This is a genomic window from Dyadobacter diqingensis, from assembly GCF_024220585.1.
Taxonomy (GTDB): Bacteria; Bacteroidota; Bacteroidia; order Cytophagales; family Spirosomataceae; genus Dyadobacter; species Dyadobacter diqingensis.
Genome location: NZ_JAMXKF010000010.1, coordinates 205,734 through 229,773, shown reverse-complemented (window position 1 = coordinate 229,773; position 24,040 = coordinate 205,734). Strand labels below are relative to the sequence as shown.

The 24,040-nt window shown below is 44.0% G+C and carries 15 protein-coding genes; 10 read left to right on the top strand and 5 right to left on the bottom strand.

What is annotated here, in order from left to right:
• Positions 1-132 precede the first annotated feature (132 nt).
• Entirely contained in the window at positions 133-1,233 is a 1,101-nt protein-coding gene (locus M1L62_RS24220; protein ID WP_254562228.1) for a DNA alkylation repair protein, read from the bottom strand.
• Between the two features lie 218 nt (positions 1,234-1,451).
• Between M1L62_RS24220 and M1L62_RS24215 the strand changes: the two genes are divergently transcribed.
• From M1L62_RS24215 to M1L62_RS24170, 10 genes are all read left to right on the top strand, one after another.
• Positions 1,452-2,312: an NAD(P)-dependent oxidoreductase gene (locus M1L62_RS24215; RefSeq protein ID WP_254562227.1), complete on the top strand. Its 861-nt coding sequence runs from the start codon at positions 1,452-1,454 to the stop codon at positions 2,310-2,312.
• 211 nt (positions 2,313-2,523) lie between these two features.
• Complete coding sequence (locus M1L62_RS24210) at positions 2,524-2,928, top strand: DoxX family protein (protein WP_254562226.1); 405 nt, start codon at positions 2,524-2,526, stop codon at positions 2,926-2,928.
• A gap of 638 nt (positions 2,929-3,566) precedes the next feature.
• Positions 3,567-4,106, top strand: coding sequence for an RNA polymerase sigma-70 factor (locus tag M1L62_RS24205; RefSeq protein WP_254562225.1), 540 nt, complete (start codon positions 3,567-3,569; stop codon positions 4,104-4,106).
• A gap of 84 nt (positions 4,107-4,190) precedes the next feature.
• Complete coding sequence (locus tag M1L62_RS24200) at positions 4,191-4,862, top strand: hypothetical protein (protein ID WP_254562224.1); 672 nt, start codon at positions 4,191-4,193, stop codon at positions 4,860-4,862.
• Positions 4,863-4,996: 134 nt separating this feature from the next.
• Complete coding sequence (locus M1L62_RS24195; protein WP_254562223.1) at positions 4,997-6,088, top strand: DUF4374 domain-containing protein; 1,092 nt, start codon at positions 4,997-4,999, stop codon at positions 6,086-6,088.
• A gap of 285 nt (positions 6,089-6,373) precedes the next feature.
• Positions 6,374-8,746, top strand: coding sequence for a TonB-dependent receptor (locus tag M1L62_RS24190; RefSeq protein WP_254562222.1), 2,373 nt, complete (start codon positions 6,374-6,376; stop codon positions 8,744-8,746).
• Between the two features lie 57 nt (positions 8,747-8,803).
• The gene (locus M1L62_RS24185; protein ID WP_254562221.1) at positions 8,804-10,006 is read left to right on the top strand and encodes a DUF4374 domain-containing protein; all 1,203 of its coding nucleotides are present in this window, start codon (positions 8,804-8,806) and stop codon (positions 10,004-10,006) included.
• A 62-nt stretch (positions 10,007-10,068) separates the two neighbouring features.
• Complete coding sequence (locus M1L62_RS24180) at positions 10,069-11,232, top strand: PepSY-associated TM helix domain-containing protein (RefSeq protein ID WP_254562220.1); 1,164 nt, start codon at positions 10,069-10,071, stop codon at positions 11,230-11,232.
• 142 nt (positions 11,233-11,374) lie between these two features.
• Positions 11,375-11,656, top strand: coding sequence for a transcriptional repressor (locus tag M1L62_RS24175; RefSeq protein WP_254562219.1), 282 nt, complete (start codon positions 11,375-11,377; stop codon positions 11,654-11,656).
• Positions 11,657-11,676: 20 nt separating this feature from the next.
• A complete protein-coding gene (locus tag M1L62_RS24170; protein WP_254562218.1) occupies positions 11,677-14,142 on the top strand; it encodes a TonB-dependent receptor domain-containing protein in 2,466 nt (821 codons plus the stop codon).
• Positions 14,143-14,388: 246 nt separating this feature from the next.
• Here the strand turns inward: M1L62_RS24170 and M1L62_RS24165 are convergent, their stop codons facing one another.
• The 4 genes from M1L62_RS24165 to M1L62_RS24150 all read right to left on the bottom strand — a co-directional run bounded on the left by M1L62_RS24165 (position 14,389) and on the right by M1L62_RS24150 (position 23,959).
• Positions 14,389-15,924: a sulfatase family protein gene (locus M1L62_RS24165; protein WP_254562217.1), complete on the bottom strand. Its 1,536-nt coding sequence runs from the start codon at positions 15,922-15,924 to the stop codon at positions 14,389-14,391.
• A gap of 93 nt (positions 15,925-16,017) precedes the next feature.
• Entirely contained in the window at positions 16,018-17,478 is a 1,461-nt protein-coding gene (locus M1L62_RS24160; RefSeq protein ID WP_254562216.1) for a RagB/SusD family nutrient uptake outer membrane protein, read from the bottom strand.
• Between the two features lie 37 nt (positions 17,479-17,515).
• The gene (locus M1L62_RS24155; protein WP_254562215.1) at positions 17,516-20,593 is read right to left on the bottom strand and encodes a SusC/RagA family TonB-linked outer membrane protein; all 3,078 of its coding nucleotides are present in this window, start codon (positions 20,591-20,593) and stop codon (positions 17,516-17,518) included.
• 453 nt (positions 20,594-21,046) lie between these two features.
• Positions 21,047-23,959, bottom strand: a complete 2,913-nt coding sequence (locus tag M1L62_RS24150; protein ID WP_254562214.1) for a T9SS type A sorting domain-containing protein — start codon at positions 23,957-23,959, stop codon at positions 21,047-21,049.
• Positions 23,960-24,040 lie beyond the last annotated feature (81 nt).

Sequence of the window (24,040 nt, the reverse complement as noted above, 5' to 3'; positions counted from 1 at the left end):
TCTGTTATTAATTAAATAGTAAAAATTCACAAGAAGACTAACCTACTCATTATCATATCAAATAAACCGAAAAGACTGCTAACGATGTGAAATCGGCTACCTGCCATGCTTAACTTCCGGAATTTTCCCGTTTTAATCGACCAGGTCAAAAACACCGCTGACTTTTTCTTCACCATTAACAATGACGGATAATCGGTGCTGACCGGCATAGAATTTCCGTGTTGTAATAAGCTTAAAAGATTGTTTTCTTAGCATCACGATCTTTTCCAAAGGCTGAAAAATCCGCTCGCTGATCTTGAAAACCTTTTTGGAGAGTTGTCCGTTGGATTTAAAATAATACACCGCATATTCCAGCCGGACTGTCTGTTTTTCGCTGCTTTTATTGAATACGGAAAATGAAAACGAGACATTATCCCCTATTTTCACTTCCGGCGTTACAATTTCGAAATCCGTCACCTTTATGTTTTCACTTTCAAGGCCGTAATGTTTAAGAATTTCGGAATGACCCTGTTTCAGCAAAGTGCGGCTTCCATGTTTGATAATCCCGTCGGTTTCCCTGCTGAACCCTTTCCACCTCGCGGCAATAGCAAGCACAACCTGCGGATTATCCTTTGCGATATCATTCAGGCTATTCGCTACACTCCTTCTGACGGACTCCGAAGGATCATTTTTAAGATTTTCCAGAATTGGTAAAATCGCTTCCGGATTTTTTTTCAGATCAGGAAGTGCCATCGCCCAGGGTAGTCGCGGCCGGCTGCCTTCACTTGCCAGTCTTCTCACCTTCGGACTTTCGTGCAAAGACCACTCCACCATATGACTGATCATCAAACCGTTATATTTCAGAATAAAAGGCCGTACGGCAAATTCACAGCTGACAAACTGTGTAATAAACACGAACGCTTTCACAGCACTTTCCAGATCATCCAGACCATAGGTTTCTACATAATCCGCAAAAAATATGAATGCCAGACCGTCCTCACCGAAGTTTTCCTTCCTCAGTGTTGTAATGATTTTTTCAATGACCACAGCGGCTTTTGGAAATTCACCAGGCAAAAATTCGTGCAAAATCCGTGTCGTATGTTTCATTCGCTCCTTCCATTCCATGTTTTTGAAATTTTCATCAAAAATCATCTGCGTAAACCTATGCTTATCAAATGCGGGAATGACCTGCAAAAGCACTTCACTGAAACGGTCATAAAACGCAGGGGAATAGATATCTTTAATCAAACTCATGACTAAACAAGGGGTTTTGTGTTGAAATTGAGAAGTGTAGAAGTAATCCTTTTTCAGTCCGAAGTTTCGGTTACCAATCCACAGAAGCAAAAATAGCCAGTATATTTAGGCTGAACCATACCAAACGGCAACATTGTCGATTTTATCATTTGTTAGTCAATAAAAGAAGGCAGCTTGCCCGATTTAGATTGTCAATAAAAACTTCAAAACAAATCATAATGAGTTCAATAAAAATAGGCTGGATCGGACTTGGTAAAATGGGGAATCCTATGTCGCAGCACCTGATAAATGCTGGTTATCCGGTAGCCGTTTTTAACCGCAGCAAAGAAAAGGAAGACGCTTTAAAAGCAAAAGGAGCAGAGCGCGTATCATCTCCGTCGAACCTTATTCAGCAATCAGATGTCATCATCATCATGGTTTCCGACGACAAGGCCATTTATGATATTTTTTCCGGTGCGGAAGGTTTGTTGCGTGCGGGAGTGACTGGTAAGATTATCATCAATATGAGTACCGTTTCTTCGGCCATAAGCAAGGAAATGGCTTTGCTTTGCAACCAGCAAGGCAATCATTATCTGGACGCGCCGGTTTCGGGAAGTGTGAAACAGGCAGAGGGGGCACAGCTTGTGGTTATGGTTGGTGGCGAAAAGCCTGTTTATGAGCAGGTCAAAGAGGTATTGGATCATCTTGGCAAACTTACGTTGTACGTTGGAGAAACGGGTGCAGGCAACGCCACAAAACTGGCTGTGAATTCCCTCATCGGTTTTTACGCCCAGGGACTTTCGGAAGCAGTCATTTTCGCGAATCAGAATCAAATCAGGACGGAGGATCTGCTCACGGTGATCAACAACAGTGCGCTTGCCAATGTTTTTACAAAATTTAAGGGCGACGCCATCCTGAATGATAATTTCGAACCGGCATTTTACCTTAAACACATCGTAAAAGATCTTGGGCTGGCCCGTGACCAGGGCCTTACCACGCCACTGGCCGATACAGCCTATCACTCCTTCTTAGAAGCGGAAAAAACGATGGCGGAAGATGATATGATTTCCATTTTCCGGCACCTCAGCCAATCGAAATAAGGAAAAAATAAATACCGGCTTTAAACAGAAAAACTTCTCGCATCCACGAGAAGTTTTTCTGTTTAAAGCCGTTTAGAAAGATTGCCATAAAACAATGTCGCATTCACCCCCTCATGTAGCCGTATTCACACATCTTCCGTAGCAAATAATAGCCGTAGGTTTGTATCATACAAAGCAAAATATATCACATAAACCTTTAAATGAATTAATTATGGAAACTATTATCACAAACCAGGCTACAAGTACACCATCAAACAAGGTCGTTTTGACAGGAAGAATTATCAGCGCATTATGCGTTTTGTTTTTGTTGTTTGACGCGATTATGAAAATCATCAAAGAAATACATTCGATGCAGGGGTCTGTGGCACTGGGCTGGCCGGCCGAGCAGGTACAAAGCATAGGAGTCGTCCTGCTTGTTTGTACCGTTTTATATATCATTCCAAGAACGGCCGTACTCGGTGCCGTTTTATTAACGGGTTATCTGGGTGGCGCAATCGCAATTATGGTGCGCGCTGGCCAGCCACTCTACTTCGCACTTGTATTTGGAATTTTAGTGTGGTGTGGTTTATTATTGCGTGACGAAAAAGTGCGTGTTTTTATTCTTTCGGGGAAATAACCTTGTACAACAAATCAAAGCGGCAATCCAGGATTTATACATTAGAAAAGCTCCATCGGAGCTCCCTGTTTATAGAAAAAACGAAACACACACCGAATTTCCTGGCTCCGTAGGAGCCGCCCCGGAGTTATCAGGAGACGCCTACGGAGTCAGGAACATTAGCCATAAAACCATAGTGCTAGAAACAGGACGCCCGGAGCGGGCGTATCAACGCCAGAATTCCAAGTTTATGATTAGAAAAGCTCCATCGGAGCTCCCTGGTTATAGAAAAACGGGACACACACCGAATTCCCTGGCTCCGAAGGAGCCCCCCGGAGTTATCAGGAGACTCCTTCGGAGTCAGGAACATTAGCCATAAAACCATAAGTGCTAGAAACAGGGCGCCCGGATCGGGCGTATCAACGCTAGAATTCCAAGATTTATGATTAGAAAAGCTCCATCGGAGCTCCCTGTTTATAGAAATAACGGGACATACCTGAATTTCCTGGCTCCGTAGGAGCCGCCTGGGGGGGATAACACCAATCCGATTTTCAATAAAAATTTAATCTATTTCTAAATTATTAATCAATTATTTGGACTAGATATAAATAAGAATATATATTTGCATCCGGTTCGGCTTAGGCCAACTGCCATTGCATATGAATAACAATCAAACCGATAAAATCTCATTTAAAATTGACGAGGATTCCTTCAAGGAAATCTACAATTTGTATTGGGAAAAGGTTTTTTCTGTTTGTTATTCCAATCTCGGCGAGACAGAACCTGCCAAAGGGATGGTTCAGGAAATTTTCAAGTCACTTTGGGAAAGAAAAGATGAACTGGAAATTAACCAGTCTGTCGAGAGATATCTGGTCCGTTCTGCCAAATTTAAGGTTTTTGAATACATCAGAAACAAAAAAATAAGAGAACAGCATCTGGAAAACATTGTGTCGAGCCAGGTTACCTCGTTTAACTATACGGAAAACGACGTGATGCTGAGCACCCTTTCCGACAGAATATCATCTTTGATTGAAAAATTGCCCAATCAGTGCCGCAGAGTATTTAAAATGAGCCGCGAAGACGGGTTATCAAACAAGGAGATCGCCTCTGACCTGCTAATCTCCGAAAGAGCAGTGGAATATCACATTTCCAAGGCAGTATCTTCACTGAAATCAAACCTGACAGAATATTCATTCTGATTTTCTTTCTTACCAGCTTCGGAAAACGTTTAGATATGCTACTTTTACTAAAAAGAACTTCTGCATTCTAAAAAGAAAGCTTTCATGAGGGTTAGTAAAGAGCTTATCGAAAAATACCATAACGGGTTATGTACACCTGACGAGATGACGCTGGTGGAAAACTGGTTGCTGGACGATGAAGCTGATGATATTGCTCCTCTCCCGAAAACCCTGGACAAAGAAGTTGCAAAAGTGCAAATGTGGGAAGAGATTTCAGGCGTACTCCCCTCTTCTCAAAAAAGATTCAGCATCGGTGGCATTTATCTTTCAAAAGCGAAATGGACAACTTTCGCAGCGGCAGCCAGTGTCCTCGTCGTTTTAACCGCCTCACTGCTGGTTTTCAAACAGAATACACAGGAGGCAGTCATTACCTCGGTTAATTCTTCTCTTTCTGACAATAAGGAAATTCAGGCGAGGGATTATACAATTTCTCTGGGATCGGAAAGCAACGCTCGTATCGATGCCAATTCCGGCCTTATCGATTTTTGTGGAACAATCCTGATCAGCCCTAAAAAAGATATCTTCCTTTCTTTTAAAAATGTATGCACAAGTTCAGCCAGTAACACCGGTAAAATGACCTTTAAAAAAGGTGAAACCTACATTGCGCTGAATTATAGAAACAAGAAAAATAATGAGGTCATTGTCATGGAAGAAAAACTGCTGATGGGACTGCCGCCAGTTGTAAAAAGGCAGATAATGGATCAGTTTAATATTTGAAATATTCCCGAAAACCAATGCGTGTCCAAGGCAATCTGACAACGTTAAAAATCTTTACTTTTTTTATTCTGGTTTGCATATCCGCCTGTTCCGAAAAAACGGACGCTGAACGGAAGAAATACAGTATTTATACAATGGCAAAAGATACCAGGGAGTATATAACCCAGGTAAATGATCTCTCCGGAGGCGCCATCAATCCAATCCGGGAAGGAACTCAAACTTACCCTAAAAGAATATGGTTTGATCTGATCGTCAAAGACGGCTACTATTATCGTCACGAAAAGAAGAGCCATTATTTCTTAAAATACACCGTCGAAAACAATCGTTATGTACCGGTTGATTCGGTATCCTTGCCGGTATTTGCCTATCTGGATAATTATAAATGGATACATCCCGACACACTCCTGCTCATTTCCTATAACCAACAGTTGTCGAAAGTAAAGTATGCCCGGGTTGCTGTTAAAACCATGAAAGCAACCGTCGGCGACCTGTCGATCCCGTTACCCTTTGGCAGTTATAATGCGATGTCTGTTGGTTTTTCCGAATCAAAAGATAATCAACTACTCGTTGGTTACACGTATCACACCATTAACGCAGCGCAGGATTATTCTACAAGTGATACCGCCTACGTTGGTGTCCTTAGCTATCCCGGTCTCAAACCGGTAAAGACATTAAAAGACGCCCGATCTACGTATCCAGGCGGAGCCAATACGGCACAAGCTAATACATTCACAAACGCGATAGGAGATTTCTATTTCCTGGCCTGCCCCGGAATTGCGCTGGGGAATCACCCTGATAAACCCACGGCGGTTTACCGCATCAAAAAGGGTGAGAACATACTGGATAGCACTTATTTTTTTAACATTTCTGAATCGCCGATCGGGAATCATGGGTACGGATTATGGGATATTGGCAATAACCAGGCCATCATCAGGAGCGAGCGCAGAGAACTTTTTACGGGTGTCAACGATCATTACAAAATTCCGCATATTGAATTTTACGTACTGGATCTTGAAAAAAAGACGGTCAAAAAACTGGGACTTCCGCTTGATAAGGGCACGTCACGCACTTGTGTGCTTGTAGATAAAGGCCTTGTGTACATTTCGCTCAATTCTGATTCCGAAGGCAATTACATCTGGATCTACAATCCGAAAGACAGAAGTCTGAAAAAGGGATTAAAACTTGAAGGCGAAATCGATTATATCCTTCGTATTGAAAAATTGTAGCTACGAAATTGTCAAAGTGGTCTCAAAATTCTCCCTTTCCTTAATTTACTTCAATTAAAAAACAGGTTTCAAATCAGATCCAAAACGAATATAATTCTATGTAAATCAATCTGTTTGTATCGATTTACGTGTGATTATTTATCACCGAAACATTTCCCTTAAAATTATTTAGACTTTTTAAAAATCAGACCTTCGGGAAAAGCGGAGTAATGCTACTTGCTATTTGGAAAGGACCGGCAAAACCGTCGGCTTTATCATTATAACCAGTTTATTCTGCTAAACAAAATGCACCCAGGCAAGTTTTTATTCGCTACAATTCTCTTTATTTTATTTCAATTTAACTGTGACGTTCAGGCACAGAGCGCCGGAACTGTGTCAGGAACTGTCCAGGCCGAGGATGGTGCCAGGTTACCCGGAGTAAGCGTGATCCTGAAAGGCACTTCGACAGGTACCGTTACCGATGTTGACGGTTTTTTTAAACTTACTTTTAAGAAGTCCGGAAATCACACCCTTGTTATTTCTTCGGTGGGTTATCTAGGTCAGTCAAAAACAATAACGGCAAAAAATGGCCAGGAAGTTAAAGTCAGTTTTTCGCTGAAACCGGATTCAAAAAACATGGATGAACTTACGATCCATGGAAAAACCGAGACACAGGAAATCAAAGAACAGGCTTTCACAGTCAATGCCATTGAAACCAAAAGATTTGCGAACACCACAGCTGATCTTAACCAGGTACTGAATAAAACGGCCGGCGTTCGTGTGCGTGAAGAAGGCGGTGTCGGTTCAGATTTCAACTTTTCGATCAACGGACTTTCCGGCAAGGCCGTAAAATTCTTTCTGGATGGCGTACCCATGGAATTGATGGGAAGTGCCATGTCGCTGAACAACATTCCCGTAAACCTTGCTGAACGTATGGAGGTTTATAAGGGTGTAGTTCCGGTTAGTCTGGGTTCTGACGCGCTGGGTGGCGCTGTGAACATCATCACCAATCAGCATATCAATAATTACCTGGATGCAAGTTATAGTTACGGGTCGTTTAACACACACAGACTGGCGCTGACCGGCCAGTACAGCACGTCCAAAGGCATTATTATCAAAGCCAGCGCATTTGCGAATTATTCTGACAACAACTACCTGATGCGTGGTATGGAAATCTGGGATGAGGCGCAATACAAATATGTAAACAAGGATTTCAAGCGGTTTCATGACCAGTACAAATCGGCCATGGGACAACTTGAAGCAGGTATTATCAATAAAAAATGGGCCGATGTATTTTTTGTAGGGTTTTCCTACTCAGGCACCAAGCAGGATATCCAGACCGGAACAAGGCAGGACGTTGTGTACGGAGCAGTGGGCAAGGACGGACATGCCTACAATGCCTCGCTGCGTTATCGTAAAGACAATCTTTTTGTCAAAGGATTGAATGCCAATCTTTTTGCATCAAGATCGGTTGATAATTATGTAGTTACGGATACTTCAAGCTACAAATATTATTGGGACGGGTCAAGAGTTAAAACCAGTCTGGCGGAAATTAACGGGGCGAAATCAATAACAAACATCAACCGTCCAAGGACCTTTGCCCGCGCAAACCTGGGATATCAGCTGTCTGACGTACATTCATTCAATGTAAATTATACTTACGATCATCTTAAAAACGAAAACTATGATGAACTGATCACGGACCATGCAGAAATACCTGGTATTCTTTCAAAAAATATTATTGGTGCCGCCTATCAGCAGAATCTGTTAAATGACCGCCTCACCAACACACTTTTTGGCAAGTTCTATGGCATCAGCGTTCAGCAGTCCCGGTATGTTTCAACTTCCGGTGAGTACGCCCAAGCCAACGACTCGCATACGTATCAGGGTTATGGAATTGCCAGCCGGTATAAGGTTTTGGGCGATTTGGGTGTCAAAGCGTCTTACGAAAAGGCATATCGCTTGCAGGAAGTCGGCGAGATGTTTGGGAATGGCTACACGGTTATCGCCAACCTCGATCTGAAACCTGAATCAAGCCACAATGTAAACATCGGTGCCTATTATGGTTTTACAGTAAACAAGCATAAGTTATTCATCGAAGGATCTTGGTTTTACCGCAATGCCAACGACTTTATTTATTCCGTCGTTTACAAATCCAACTCCAGCGTAAGCCGCTACGAAAATACCTCAAAAGTAAAAGTGAACGGTCTGGAAGGGGACGTGAAATACAACTACGGAGATTTGCTCTACTTCAACGCCAACGTAAGTTATCAAAACGCAATCAACAACTCCAAATACTCGCCGGGATCTTCTGGCAGTACGATTGAAGCCACTTATTTAAATAAAATCCCAAACCAGCCATGGCTTTTCGGGAATGCCGACCTGAGCATTGGCAAAAATAATATTCTCGGGAAGGCATCCAGGATGCAGTTCAATTTGGGCACACAATACGTACACTGGTTCTACCTTACCTGGGAAGCTTTTGGAAGTAAGGCCAGCAAAAGTACAATTCCTGATCAGTACATCCACAACGCTTCCATCTCCAATTCGTGGGACAATGGCCGTTACAATCTTTCTCTGGAATGCCGGAATTTCACCAACAACCTTGCTTTTGACAACTTCCGGTTGCAGAAACCAGGCAGAGCATTCTCAGTCAAACTCAGATATTTCCTGAAATAACCACCTGAACATTATTAGTCTTATCCAATATCCGTTAACAATTATCACTCAAAAATCATGTTAAAAAATTTCAAACTTTATCCATTCCTGATCGCACTTGCAATCATTCCGTTGCTGTATGCCTGCAAAAGTGATGATGAAGCGACTCCCGAACCGACGGAAGAAACTCAGGAAAAATATGCGGTTTGGTTACAGATAGGAAGTTACCCAAACACCACCCAATACGTACTGGGTACAAATTCTCTGACCGAAGGCTCCATTAATCTTACCGGCCACGGTGCAGAAGTTACCGGAAAGTCTGATTACGGGATAATTACCAAAGGAGGTTTTTACTATTATTACAATACTACTTCCGGGCGTTTGTCGAAATTCAAATATGAAAAAGAGCGCTACAACACCGTGTTGGAAGTTCCGTTTACGCACTTGGCAGGTATCGACGGGTTTACGTGGATCGATGATAAAACGTTATTCCTGGTCGGAACAAATGGAGACCGCGATAAAATTCATTACTCGGTTGTCAACATCGAAACTTTAAAAACCACCAATGGCGTACTTGACGCACCGGCTGTGCCAGCAGGATTTAAAAATATAAGTCTTGGCAATATCGAGTACACAAATGGTAAGGTTTTTGTTCAATTTGGTTTTACTGGTGTAAACCCTGCACCCTGGCAGGTAAAAACCAACATCGGTGTAGTTGATTATGCTACGCTTAAATATGAAAAAACACTTGAAAACACGACATCTGCCGGCCCTGGTACAAACAAACTCTGGTTGTCTTCTTCTTTTGTGGATGACAGTGGCAATACCTACTTCGCGACCAATGTAGAATGGAGCAATATCCCTGCCAAAAAGACGGCAATCTACCGTATCAAAAAAGGTACAACCGTTTTGGACGAGAGTTATGTTGTTAATTCAACGACCCTTGGATATGACGGCGTTGGTTTGTGGTACATCGGCGGCACAAAGGCGATTATCAAATACATTGATACGGCAGTAACCGGTTCCACGCACATTTATGCCTTTGCTGTAATGGATCTTGAAACCGGAAAAATCACCAGAAAACTTTCAGAAATCCCTAACGACGCAGATGCGTATATCCAAAACATCATCGTTGAAGACGGTAAAGTGTTTATGGTGACAAACGCTGAAACCGGCAAGGATTATGTCTACATCTACGATATCGCTGCCCAAACAGTTAAAACGGGTATGGAAATGATCGGTGGATACGACTGGATCCTTCGTGTGGACAAAATGAGATAATACCAAATTAAATAATCAGGCTGTTCATGACATCGCGGACAGCCTGACAATTTCCTGCCCTGATGACAATATTAAAAAAAATAAACGCCTGGCTTCACCTCTGGCTTGGACTTGCTTCCGGAATCATCGTATTCATCGTTGCACTTACCGGCTGCATTCTGGTTTTTGAGCAGGAATTCAAATCGCTGACCCAACCCTGGCTACGTGCAGAACGGCCTGCCAATGCCGCCTATCTGCCACCGTCCGTTATTAAAGAAAAAGTTTCACCGTTATTTCCTGATAAGGAAATCAGTGGGATCTGGTATTACGGGCACGAAAAAACGGCCAAAGTGAGCATGAATTCGGACTCGTCAATTTTCGTAAACCCCTACAATGGTAAGGTGGTAGCGATTGTAAATGAGGAAGATTTTTTCCATTGGGTTCTTGAAGGTCATACGGAACTATGGATTGAAACGAAAATTGGCAAAACCATTGTCGGTCAGGCGATTGTATCTTACGCCACGCTTATATTTTTCATTCTGCTCATTACAGGTCTTATTCTATGGTGGCCAAAAAAATGGAATAAGTCCAACCGCGATAAAAGCTTCAAAATCAAATGGAACGGTAAGTTTAAGCGTGTCAATTACGACCTGCACAACGTACTCGGCTTTTACTCGCTTCTAGTGGCCTTGATTATCACGATCACCGGACTGAGCATGAGTTTTGCCTGGATGTCGAAAAGTGTTTACTGGATCAACTCCGCTGGTGGAACACCTCCCGATTATGTCAGGGCGCTTTCGGATACGACCAAAATTGTACCTAATTCGCTGATGAAAAATGTCGATCTCGCATTTTTGAAAGGCATCACAGAAATCGGTACTTACAATAAAGACGCGATTATCGTTTCTTTTCCTGACGAACCTTCGGAACCGATTGCGCTCTGTACCGATATGTACAACAGCTCCTGGCGTTACGTTTATCTGGACCAGCATACGTTGGCAGAACTCCCGTCAACCCAAGTGCACATCGATAATCTGAAATTTGCAGATTGGGTAAGACGTACCAACTATGCCCTGCACGTGGGTGGCGTCGGAAACATCCCGACCAAAATATTGTACTTTCTTGCCAGTCTTATTTGCGCAACTTTACCGATAACCGGCTTTTATATCTGGTGGGGACGCAGCAAATGGGGAAAGTCTAAAAAAGAAAAGAGGCCCAAAGCATCTTCGCTGCAATCACAAATCTGATTTCTACCTAAACAATTAAAATTCAACTTATTAAATCTGCTTTCAGTCAATCACATGGCTGAAACAGATCCGTTTTGCCTTTTCAATTTCAGCTAGCTTGCCAGTTCCGATATTCTTCATTAACAAAATAAGTTTATTCACGATGAGCATTGAAGACCAGATCAACCTGTATTTCCGGACCAACAAACTCCGCAAAGCGCATAAAAAATTACTTGTTGCACGCTACTTAACAACCTATGAGGAAGTGGTGACAGCGGAAACCTTATGGATTGGAATTAAAGAAAAGCAGCGAAACATCAGCATTGCTTCGGTTTACAATTCGCTCAACTGGATGGTCGAACTGGGATTTGCCCAAAGGATTTTACAAGGCCGGCAGTACTTATACCAAGTCCGTCAAAGCCCTGCCCTCCCCGACCCTCTCTAACAAAAACTCACGCTCAAAATATGAAAATCATCAACAAATTAGTCATCATCTGGCTTTTCGCCCTTTTTACTTTATCACCGTTCATGACATGTGCACAGCAAAGTCAGATAGGAAATATTAAGGGAAAACTTCTTGACCATAACCAGAAACCCATTGAATTTGCAACGATCGCCTTGCATAAGGCTGCCGATTCTACAATCGTGAAAGGCACCTTAAGTGATTCATCTGGTCGGTTTGTGTTTGAAAAAGTGATGGAAGGAACGTACTACGTGCATGCAAGTTTTTTAGGTTTCAAATCGTTTGTCAGTAAAATTTATACGGTTTCCAAGGGCAGATATGAAATTGTTTTAGAAAATTTCCTCCTCGTCCCTGACGATAAAATGCTGGATGCCGTTACCATCACGGCACAAAAACCACTGGTTGAACAGCACATCGACCGCACCGTTTTAAATATCGAAAACAGCATTCTGGCGGAAGGAAATACGGCCTTGGAGCTATTGGAAAAAGCACCCGGTATCAGTGTGGACGACGAAGGAAATATTTCCATGAAAGGAAAACCGGGCGTCAGTGTGATGTTAAACGGAAAACTTACGTATCTGTCGCAGCGTGAGTTGACAACCCTGCTCCGCGGCACGTCGTCGGGGTCTGTTTCCAAAATAGAGCTGATCGCTAATCCTTCTGCGAAATATGATGCGGCCGGAAATTCGGGAATTATCAATATCGTTTTGAAAAAAAATGAAAAGGTAGGTATCAACGGAAATGCCTACGTCAATGCTGCCAGAAGCCGTGCCAACCGTTACGGAGGCGGCCTTAACCTGAACTACCGCAGCGGAAAACTGAATGTCTTCGGGAGTTATGACCGCGCGTACCGCGGAGAAATCGAATATCTGAGTTTCACCCGGCGGTTTTACGAAGGTGAAGTAGCCGGAACGCCCGACCGGATTTCCTATCAGAATTCTGCGACCAACGAACCTCTGTACACCAACAATTATAAAATTGGCGCCGATTTTTTCCTGAATGAAAAAAATACACTGGGTTTGCTGGTGAATGGAAATTTTGGGAAATATATCAATGACAATAACACCACAAACCTGCTGGTGTCGTCAACAGGTGTTATTTTGAGCAATCCGCTGACGCATAACGATAACCTGGACCGCTGGAACAGCAATGCTTATAACCTCAATTACGCCCATCAGTTTGCGCAAAGCGGCCGGGAGCTGACCGTTGATCTGGATTACTCTAAAAATGATAACCGCTCCAATCAAAGTATGGACACAAAATACCTGCGTGCGGAAAATACGGAACTTGAAACCCGCTCGGTGCGTCGTGGATTTGTGCCATCGCTCACCAACGTATACGTCGGAAAACTTGACTACACACACCCTTTTGGTGAAAAAGCAAAGTTTGAAACCGGCTGGAAAAGCAGTTATGTTTCCGTTGACAACAACCTGAAATATGACACGTTGCGCAACGGCCTCTGGATTCCGGATCCTTCATGGAGCAATCATTTCACATACAAAGAGACGATTCATGCAGGTTATATCAATTTCAGCAAACAGTTTGGTTCGTTAAGCCTACAAGCAGGGTTACGTGGTGAAAACACGCAGACAACCGGACATCAGGTCACAACGGATTCGCTGGTTAAGCGGAATTATTTCCAGCTTTTCCCAAGTTTGTTCATCACCAAAACCTTTACGCCAAACCATACCGGGCAGGTTTCATACAGTCGCCGTGTCGAACGTCCGGATTATGATGATATGAACCCGTTCCGTTTTTTTCGTGATCCGTTTTTATACTACGAGGGCAACCCGTTTTTAAGACCGGAACTTACACATTCCGTTGAAGTGAGCCATACTTACAAGGGTAAATTCATCACCGCCATCAATTACAGCTACACCTCCGACGTGATGAACTGGATGATGGGTCAGGTCGATTCTTTGAATACGACGTATCAGAGTCCGCAAAACCTGAAAAGCATGATAAACTACGGCATTAGCTTAACAGCTTCCTTGCAGCCCACCAGCTGGTGGTCAAGCAACAGTTTCGGTAATTTTTTCAGAAATGAATACAAAGGCGACCAAAAGGGTGGAAACCTGAATAATGGGATATGGAGTTTTTCTTTCAACAGCCAGAATACCTTCCAATTGGGTAAGGGTTATTCAGCAGAACTCAGTGGCTTCTTTAACTCAAAATCAGTTTATGGCGTTTTCGTTTCCAAAAGTTACTACGTGATTTCAATAGGCGGCCAAAAACAGGTGCTTAATAAAAAAGGAACGATCAAGCTGATGGTCAACGATATCTTTCAGACCCGGCAACGCCGTAACACCGCCCGATACGAAAACCTGGACATGGACGGCCACATCCGTTTCGACAGCCGGATGGCCACAATCTCGTTCTCCTACCGATTCGGAAAAGACATTACCCCAACCCGCAAACGCAGCTCCGGAAGCGAAGATATCCAGAACCGGGTGAAGGGGGGCAGTTGATGGGTGTGAGATGACGGACGATTGACCATTGACAACGGACGATGGTCAATAGACAATGGTCAATCGTCGCCCCGTCAATAGTCGACTCGTCAATAGTCAATAGTCAATAGTCGAATCGTCAATGGTCAATGGTCAAACTACCAAAAAAGGATCCGGTCAACCAAGACCAGATCCTTTTTTGATGTAAAACTGTCAATAGAAAGCAGTAGACTTCGCCAGCCGAAAGCCGATTGCCGACAGCCGAAGTTATTTTCCGCTGTTAAACAACTTCAATGCTTCGTCGTCTTTGTATTGAACGATCAGTGTTTTCAGTTGCTCTTTCAGGCTTTTTATGATGGCCTCGTTTGCCTTTTCTCCGTAAACGTTTTTAACCTCGCGCGGGTCTTTTTCCAGGTCAAACAATTCCCATGTATCAATTCCACCATAAAATCTCACCAGCTTATAACGTTTTGTCCTTACCCCAAAATGCGGGTATACGTGGTGTGGTTCAGGAAACTCGTAGTAGTGATAATAAGCTGCATCGCGCCATGGTGTGTTTGCTTTTGCATTTTTATCAAGCAACGGTAAAAATGATTTACCCTGAATATCTGCCGGGATTTTTGCACCCGCCAGGTCCAACACCGTTGGTGCCCAGTCGATATTTGAAACCAATTTTTCCACCTTCGTTCCCGGCTTGATAACACCCGGATAACGGATCACAAACGGTGTTTTCAACGATTCTTCATAGATAAAACGTTTGTCAAACCATCCATGCTCACCCATGTAAAAACCCTGATCAGATGCGTAGATCACGACGGTGTTCTTAGACAAACCGGTTTTGTCAAGATAATCCAGAATCTTTCCGATGTTACGATCCAGACCGTTGGCAGTGGCCAGATAATCCTTGATATAACGCTGGTACTTCCATTCCGTCAGCGCTTTGCCGGACAGTTTTTTATCATCAAATTCCTTCGTGATCTTATCGTAGTAATCTTTGAAAATTTTCTTCTTTTCAGGAGAGAAAAACTTGTAACCTGGAACCCTGTCATAGTCCAGATGTACTTTCAAATCCTCCTTCAAACGCATCGTTTTTTCAATGCTCATATCCTGATCCTTCGCAGCCGCTCTGCCTGCATAATCATCGTAAAAGGTTTCAGGCAACGGGAAGTTGATATCATCATAAGCACCTAAATCCTGCAAGTCAGGATGCCACTCACGGTGCACCGATTTTTGACCCACAACCAGGAAAAATGGCTTTTTCTCATCACGCTTGTTGATCCAGTCCAGCGAACTTTCCGTAATGATATCGGCCACATAACCCTCTTTTCTGATCGTATCGTTTGGGGCGGTGATAAACTGCGGGTTGTAATAAATACCTTGTCCGGGCAGAATATTCCAGTAATCAAAACCGGTTGGGAGACTGTTCAAATGCAGCTTTCCAATCCAGGCCGTCTGATATCCGCCCTTTTGAAGCAAGTCCGGGAACAGCTGCTGTGTGATATCAAATTTTGTCCTGTCGTTATTTTTATACCCGTTGATATGGCTGTATTTTCCTGTCAGCAACGTAGCACGGCTCGGTCCGCAAATTGAGTTTGTCACCAGATTGTTGGTAAGCAAAGCACCTTCCCGGGCAATCCGGTCAATATTCGGTGTTTTGGCCAACTTATTTCCATAAGCCCCGATCGACTGATAAGCATGATCGTCGGAAAATATAAAGATAATGTTGGGACGCTCTTTCGTCTGGGCGAAAATGCCGGACGAAAAGCTGATTAAAGAAAGTAAAACTAAAACTGACTTTTTCATTCTTAGGAATTTAGAAAATGAATTTAGCAAAAATTAAAAAGGTTATTTTGGGAAAAAGACCCGGTGTTTGCCGATCTTTTTCCCAAAGATATTTTAATTGGTGTAACCTTTGTTCTGAGTCAGACTTTTATTCACATCCAGCTCCCGTTGCGGCAGTGGAAATAAAACGTGATAATCCTTGATGGCCGTGTTGCCCTTCGCCTGTAACGTACTCAGTAACTTTCCGGTACGCACCAGATCAAACCAGCGGTGATTTTCAAAACCAAACTCCCATCTGCGTTCATCCAGAATAGCATCCTGTAAAGCCGTTTTGCTCAATCCCTGCAAGTCAGTCGTTGCGTTGGCTGCTGCTACCGGCTTGCCATAAGCACGGCGGCGCACCTTGTTGATGGCTTCAAAAGCCTCGGCAGAAGGACCACCAATTTCATTCAGCGCTTCGGCATAAGTCAGCAAAAGATCGGAATAACGCAGGATCGGATAGTTCAAAGTCCCCTCACCCAGATTGGTTATCGTGGACGGATCGAAGAATTTATACCAATGCGGACGGAAAGTTGCTTTTCCGCCACCGGCATCGTATTCGGTGAAAAATGTACGGTCTTTGCGCAAATCTCCCACTTTGAAACTTTTGTAAAACTCCTCGGTCGGAACATCGGCACTGTTACCGGCCACAGTACCGCCGCCCGGAAGTGCTATGGTAGATCTTGGCAGGAAAAGCGCCATCGCAAAACCGTTGGCTGCGCCGGTGTTTCCCTTGTTCTGAATAGCAAAAACAATCTCTTTGTTAAATCTGTTTTGAGGAGTGAAAACGTCAAAATAGTTATCAACCAGACCAAATTGTGCATTATCTAAAACCGATTTTGCCTTATCTCTCGCCTTCGGATAATCTTTCAATGTCAGGTAAACCTTGGCAAGCAAGCCAGTCGCAGAAGCTTTTGTGGCTCTTCCCACATTCGCCGTAGAATTGGTCGCATCCAGATTTTGTTCTGCAAACTCAAGATCCGAAATAATTTGCTCATATACTTTCGCGGTTTCGGTTCTTGGCACATTTACATCGCCCAGAGAAGTAACCTGATTCAAAACCAACGGCACATCACCAAACAATCTGACCATATTGAAATACAACAGTGCTCTTACAAATTTGGCTTCGCCCAGCAACCGGTTTTTCTTGGCATCCGCAAACGGAATGGCCGGAATTTTATCGATGGCCACATTAGCATTGGCAATGGTTTTGTAAACGGAAGTATAAAGCAGATAAATCCGGTCGTTAACCGGGCCATAAGTGAAATTTTTCAGGGCGAAAATATTTGCATTCGCAACTCCCTGACCACATTCAGCATTGTCAGTCGTGAGTTCTGCCAGCAAATAAATGCCCCGGTAAAAGATATTGGACTGGTCGTTCAGACCGTCATAAACCGCAACAAGGGCCGCGTCGGCATCCGCTTCGGTTTTATAGAAATTGCTGTCGACCATCAGCGATGCGGGGTCTTCCTGCAAAAAGTCGTTGCACGAAGTAGCCGCCAGCAGGAAAATAAACAGATATATTAACTTTTTCATCGGATCGTTTTTGATTAAATAATGGATGCGCTAAGGCTTAAAAGCTAAGGTTTACACCAACCAGGAATGAGCGTGAGTTTGGATATGCATCCGAATCAATGCCACGCAGGATATTATTTTGTCCCGACTGGTTGGTTTCAGGATCAAAACCGGTGTATTTGGTGATCACAAACAGGTTCTGCCCGGACACATACACTTTGGCATTGTTGATACCTGATTTTCTCAGCCATGAGCCAGGCAGGTTGTAGCCCAGAGAAAGTGAGCCCAGGCGCAAAAATGAGCCGTCTTCGATCTGCGCGTCAGAAAACAGAAACGCGCGGTTCAGAGTAGCCCTTGGAATAGAATTGCTTGGATTTGTCGGTGTCCAGCGGTCTTTTACCCTGGCAGAACTGTTCTTTTGTCCCGTTGGCAGATCAAGGTCTGCGCGCGTGCTGTTCAGGATTTTGTTTCCATAAACATAGTTAAACGAAGCGCTCAGATCGAATCCTTTGTAGCTGAAATCGTTGGTAAAACCGCCGAAGAATTTAGGCTGTGCATTGCCGATAAACTGTCTGTCTTTTGCATCCAGCGTGCCATCTCCATTGATATCCTTGTATTTTCTGTCACCAGCCACTGCCGTTTTTTGCGCGCTGTTTGCAATGTTATCACCGGTCTGGAAAATCCCGTCACTGACGTAGCCGTAGAACGAGTTCAGCGGCTGGCCCGGCATAATCACCACCGGATCATTGATTTTCAGGTAACCGTTGATCTCACCCGTCAAGATCTGCGTCACCGGACCCAGATCCAGCACTTTATTTTTATTGGCTGCAATGTTGAAATTAATATTCCATTTCAGATCCTTATTCAATACCACAGCCTGCAAACCCAGTTCCAAACCTTTGTTTTCAATACTTCCGATATTTTGCAGAGCCGTTGAGAAACCTGTCGACCACGGCACGTTGATGTTCAGCAACATATCGGTCGTTTTCTTGTAATATGCATCCACAGTCAGATTCAAACGGTTGCGTAGTAAACCGATGTCCAGCCCCAAATCAGTCTGGGTCGTCGTTTCCCATTTCAGGTTCGGATTCGGGATATTACCCGGAGAAAAGCCTTTCACGACTTTGTCGCCAATGATGTAACTCGCTCCTGACAAACCAGCCAGTGACTGGTAACTGTTAATTTCCTGATTACCGATTTTACCATAACTCAAACGCAATTTCAACTCATCAATCGCGCTGATGTTTTTGATAAATTCTTCCTCAGACAATTTCCAGGCAACCGAACCGGACGGGAAAAATCCATACTTGTTGTTATTACCAAATTTCGAAGAACCGTCCGCACGGCCCGTTAATGTCAGCAAATACCGGTCATTGAAACTGTAATTGATCCGGCCAATGTAAGATAACAGACTCCAGTCCACCAGATTCGTCACCGGCGTGCTGATGATAGCGCCCGAACCAAGGTTATCCGCTCCCAGCAAATCGTTGACAAACCCGGATGCCGCCGATGTCAATAGATTCCTCGTATATTTTTGAGCAGAAAAACCGGCCAGTGCTGTGATGGCATGTTTGTCAAAAGCCTTTGAATAAGTCAGCGTGTTTTCATTCAGCCAGGAAGTTCCGTTGGCCGTTGATACGCGACCGACACCCTGCGCACTTGATCCCGCAAGAATTGTCCGCGGCGCATAATATTTTTCTCCGGTCGCGGTAATATCGGCACCAATACTTGTTCTGAATTCCAGCCCGTCGATGATTTTATAATTTGCAAAAACATTCCCCAAAAAACGCGTGGTTACCGACTTGTTGGTCAGTTCAAGCGCCGTTGCCACCGGGTTTCCAATCGGAATACCCCTGTCACTTTCCAGTACATAAGTGCCGTCTGCATTCCTGATTTTCAGGATCGGGTTAAAATCAAGGGCCGATACAATCACCCCCTGAGTACCTTCACCTCCGCCAGTGCTGCTCAACGCCTGGTTCGCATTGGTATTGGCCACGCTTAAGTTAGAACCAAAAGTCAGTTTGCTATTCGCCTGCTTTTCAAAATTGAAACGCGCCGAATACCGTTTGAAATTGGAATTGATAATTATCCCGTCCTGATCAAAGTAGTTGAGCGAAAGTGAATATTTTGTTTTGGCATCACCACCCGAGGCCGATACCTGATAATTCTGAACAGGCGCTGAACGGAAAATTTCGTCCTGCCAGTTCGTTCCCACGCCGAAAGAAGCAATTTGTTCTGGTGTGTAAATCACCTTTCCGTTCGCATCGTTTACCAGCTGGGCATATTCTGTTGCATTCAAAAGCGGAAGTGTTTTTGAAACTTTCTGCACACCATAATATGCGTTGAAGTCAATTTTCAGTCTTCCCTCCTGCCCTTTTTTGGTGGTTACCAACACCACACCATTTGCTCCCCGTGCACCATAGATCGCCGCGGCCGAAGCATCCTTTAAAACTTCGATCGACACAATATCATTGGGATTGATCAACGAAAGCGCATTGAGTTTCGGGCCCACGGTAGCCCCACCTGCCGTGGAGGCATTATCATTAAATATCGGGAAACCATCGATCACATACAGCGGCTCACTGCCCGTATTGACGGAATTGCTCCCGCGGATCCGGATACTGGTTGCCCCGCCGGGCTGGTTCGAAGTGCTGGTTACCTGCACACCGGCCGCTCTGCCACGCAGACCGTTATCCAGCGACACAACCGGCGTTTTCTTAAACTGCGCCTCTGAAATCGAAGAAACCGAACCTGTCAGATCACTCTTTTTCTGCGTGCCATAACCGATCACAACCAGCTCATTAAGCTGTTTGGTATCTTCCTGCAACGTCACGTTGATCACACTGCGGTTGTTGACGGAAACTTCCTGTGTAAGAAAACCAATTCCTGAAAAAACCAGAATTGCATCCGGTGCCGCACTAATCGTGTACTTGCCCTGTGCGTCGGTAGCCGTTCCTGTGAGTGAATTCTTCACCAGAATATTGATTCCGGGAATGGCCGACTGCTCTCCCTGCGATTTTACCAAACCGCTTAAAGTCACCGATTGGCCATAACCATGCAGGCTATGCAGTACCAATAAAAGGACAGGCAAATAAAAAGCCACTCCTCTGAGTCGTTGTAAAACTATTTTCGACATTAGTATATTGAAATTATAGATAATATAGATTAATTAAGCAAATAGAAATGACACACCTGTTGATGATGAAGCCGATCGCATGAAGTGAAGTGTTCTTGGTTGGTAATGATCGTCCTGGGTTAACAGCACGCCAAACACGGGATAGCAGAGCAGGAATCACCGAAAATATGACTTTTCGGAGTCCGATGTACAAATGAAGAAACTGATTTATTACTACTTAATAACATATCCGGGCTTAGTATAATCTTGTCAAATATTCTCAGGCATATGCAATAAAGCTACATAACCTATTAATTATATAGACAAAGTAAAGCTATTTAAACCTAACAATCCAAATTTGTATACAGATGTTTATTAAATTTCAGGAAAAGTTCATGGTTTTGTTGTAAAACAAACAAAAAAGCAGCTTTCCGTACACCGGAAAGCTGCCTGATAACTTATTGAAACTTTACTCTATTTAATCCTGATCACTTTGTGAACCGTTGTAGTCCCATCCTTTTGGGTGACACGTACCAGATACATGCCCGGTTGCAGATTTTTTACATCCACTACTTCTGATAGTTTTTCACCCGAACTGTAAACTGTTTTTCCGGCCGTATCAAAAATGCTTACCGTACGCACCAGGCTCCAATCGGCGGTTTTCAAATAAAGCTGCTCACTTACCGGATTTGGATAAATATAGGTTTCAAGACCTTGTCCCTGCTCAAAGGTAGCACTGCTGATCCGGCTGTAAGCGAAGGTACCATCGCGGTCTATCATTTTAAGACGGTAAAGATTTTCACCCGCTTTTGGCTCTTTATCCGTAAAGTCGTAGGTCTGCTTAACGGCGCTTTCACCTTTGGCATCTACATTTCCAATCGTTTCCCAATCCGTCGACTTGATGCGTCTCTGCACTTCGAAACGATCACTATTCGTTTCCGTGCTGGTTACCCAGTAAAGGTTCGCCGCTTTTTCTGCCGTTTTGACTTCAAATGAAATCAGGGTAACGGGTAGTGGCGCGTTGGTAGTGATCATGTAATTAACCGGCTGACTTTTTACTCCGGCAGCATCTGTTAAGGTATACGTAAAACCAAATGGATTCGCACTGTTTCCGGATCCGTTCTGGCCATATATAACCAGATTGTTTACATTGAAATTGTTGATCGGCGTGCCTGCCTTTACTTCTACCGGCCCCGAACCAAAGTTGTAATACAGTTTGGTATTGGCGTTGATTGTTTCAATCACGAACGACTTCGAGGCATTACAGCTTCCGGCTTTCGCACAATCCTCGGCATCGCTGCCTGAAAGTGAGCCTTTTGTTGGATATCCGCCATCCAGATAAGTACTCGAAGCAGGAACCGCCATATACCCCGACTCAGAAGGAAAACCTGCCGGATTTGCTGTGAAAGCCTGATTGGGCGCAAAATAAGTTTTCGTGTCAGCCACCGGTGGCTGTTCTATCCCAAAATTGATATTGGTAGTGTTTCCCGTTACAGTAACCGTAATTTTTCCATCGGTAACCGCGTCAACATCCGTACCCGCAACAACACCCGATTGCTCTCCCGTATTCATCCAACCTGACGGCAAAGACGGATTCGGTGCATTTTCGCCCGCAACACCGGCCGTTGTACTGATGATCACATCGAAGGTATAACCGATAATATTGTCGAATTGATAAAAACCGTCGGCCTTAACGGGTACCGAGGCCACTACTTTTCCATCTTTTCCAACCAACACGGCATGTAATGAACCTGAAATATTGGTACCTGAACCGGCTTCTGTCTGGTTAACCAGATTATCTTTCAAACCATTGGCATCATGAAAAACATTTCCGCTCAATGTAAAACAACCGAAAGTAAGCGTGGTAGCACTGGATTGTGACTGAAGTGCCCAGCCCCAGGAATTGATCACCCGCACATTACCAAAATCGTCGCACTGGAATTTACCGTTGTCATTGTTATTAACCGTTGGCGCCGGCAAGGTAAGATTCGGATTTCCGTTTCCGCTCCACGCATGGGTTGGTGAAACCGAGCCTAAAAGTGTTCTGTTAATTCCCGCTCCGGTGTAGTTGTTCTGAGCAGTATTGTCGCCGCATGATCCCGAACCTACATTCCGCAAAGCGCTGTCATCCCAGTAAAGTTTATTGTTTGGAAGACTGATTGGTGCTATCGTTTCAATGTTAAATCCGTTTGCATTGATTTCTGCATCATAAATTGGAATATTGAAACGTCCACGCTGATACACCGCACTGATCGACATCGCCGTACCTGACGGTACAATGTTTCCAAGCCCATCTTTACCGTCCCACGCAATGGTGTTATTTCCTGCTTTGGCATTGGGGACTTCGATAATCCTGTCCGTTGTGCCTTCATCAAAACCAGGCCGGCCGTTAACATCCAGCAACAAACGTGCATCACCCGCAGCCGGCATCACAAAATGTAAGGAATAACCTCCGCCACAGCCAGTCACGGGAACCGATGCAAATTGCGCCGCATCGGTAATGGGCGTCACCGGATAAAGCGCACGGTCAGGACTGTTCAAAAATAATTTATAACCACCAACAAGTGCAGGAGAATCTGCCGAGTTGATCGATTTACGATCCACGAGCCAGTTTCCACTATTGGCCGAACCATAATCATTTAAAGCGATATCGTAAGCAATCGGCTTAAAACCATCCTGAAAAGTAACTTTCAGAATCGTCTCGTCGGTCGAATAAGAGTAAATGGTTGGTGCTGCTGATGCCGTAGCATCCGGTTCTGAGTCGCGATTCACGGCCACAAAGCCCCATTTTTTACAAAAAATACGTCCGTCTTTTTTTGTTCCTGTGGCAGTTGAAACGGTCAAATCGAAAAACGGCGACTTGCTTCTTGACTTATTGTCGCCCGAGTCTTTTACCTGCGAAACGCCATTGTCACTGCTCCGGTAAATTTCGATAAAGTGCTCGCCGACGGAAGTGGGTGTAAATATTTTGGGCGAATAGCCGGTTGTTACGCCGCCAATATTCGGACCGTTTACAGCATTTGAATAATTGGAAATATACCCGTCCCCGCTATTGGAAAGTTTAACCGGACTCCCGGCCTGTGATCCATCCGGGTTATAAATGCGCATGTACATATTGGTTCCCACCGCCGTGGCCGAACCGTACTCTTCCCACTTAAATCCATAATATAGATTTTCATTAAGATTTGCGATATTGAAACGGATCCGGTTGTCATCCGCGGCACCTTTGTAAGAACCTGTAAGGCGGTCGGGCATTAGAACCAGTGCGGAAATTGTACCTGAATTGGGAGATACCTGTTTTGTACCTTCACCCAAAGTTTCAAATGCTGCACCTGAAAAAAGAAGAACTGAAAGAACGAAAATTAATGAAGTAGATAGTTTGTACATATTTGAATTTTTACATCTGAGATGGTGTATGACATCTCCTTTTTATACGATGCAAAAGTCTCTATTCAGTATGAGAAAACA

Bases quoted from the DNA above. Each gene is read 5' to 3' on its own strand.
- M1L62_RS24150 (WP_254562214.1), bottom strand. From the start codon at position 23,959: ATGTACAAACTATCTACTTCATTAATTTTCGTTCTTTCAGTTCTTCTT.
- M1L62_RS24215 (WP_254562227.1), top strand. From the start codon at position 1,452: ATGAGTTCAATAAAAATAGGCTGGATCGGACTTGGTAAAATGGGGAAT.
- M1L62_RS24195 (WP_254562223.1), top strand. From the start codon at position 4,997: ATGGCAAAAGATACCAGGGAGTATATAACCCAGGTAAATGATCTCTCC.
- M1L62_RS24185 (WP_254562221.1), top strand. From the start codon at position 8,804: ATGTTAAAAAATTTCAAACTTTATCCATTCCTGATCGCACTTGCAATC.
- M1L62_RS24200 (WP_254562224.1), top strand. From the start codon at position 4,191: ATGAGGGTTAGTAAAGAGCTTATCGAAAAATACCATAACGGGTTATGT.
- M1L62_RS24180 (WP_254562220.1), top strand. From the start codon at position 10,069: ATGACAATATTAAAAAAAATAAACGCCTGGCTTCACCTCTGGCTTGGA.
- M1L62_RS24155 (WP_254562215.1), bottom strand. From the start codon at position 20,593: ATGTCGAAAATAGTTTTACAACGACTCAGAGGAGTGGCTTTTTATTTG.
- M1L62_RS24175 (WP_254562219.1), top strand. From the start codon at position 11,375: ATGAGCATTGAAGACCAGATCAACCTGTATTTCCGGACCAACAAACTC.
- M1L62_RS24220 (WP_254562228.1), bottom strand. From the start codon at position 1,233: ATGAGTTTGATTAAAGATATCTATTCCCCTGCGTTTTATGACCGTTTC.
- M1L62_RS24205 (WP_254562225.1), top strand. From the start codon at position 3,567: ATGAATAACAATCAAACCGATAAAATCTCATTTAAAATTGACGAGGAT.
- M1L62_RS24190 (WP_254562222.1), top strand. From the start codon at position 6,374: ATGCACCCAGGCAAGTTTTTATTCGCTACAATTCTCTTTATTTTATTT.
- M1L62_RS24160 (WP_254562216.1), bottom strand. From the start codon at position 17,478: ATGAAAAAGTTAATATATCTGTTTATTTTCCTGCTGGCGGCTACTTCG.
- M1L62_RS24170 (WP_254562218.1), top strand. From the start codon at position 11,677: ATGAAAATCATCAACAAATTAGTCATCATCTGGCTTTTCGCCCTTTTT.
- M1L62_RS24210 (WP_254562226.1), top strand. From the start codon at position 2,524: ATGGAAACTATTATCACAAACCAGGCTACAAGTACACCATCAAACAAG.
- M1L62_RS24165 (WP_254562217.1), bottom strand. From the start codon at position 15,924: ATGAAAAAGTCAGTTTTAGTTTTACTTTCTTTAATCAGCTTTTCGTCC.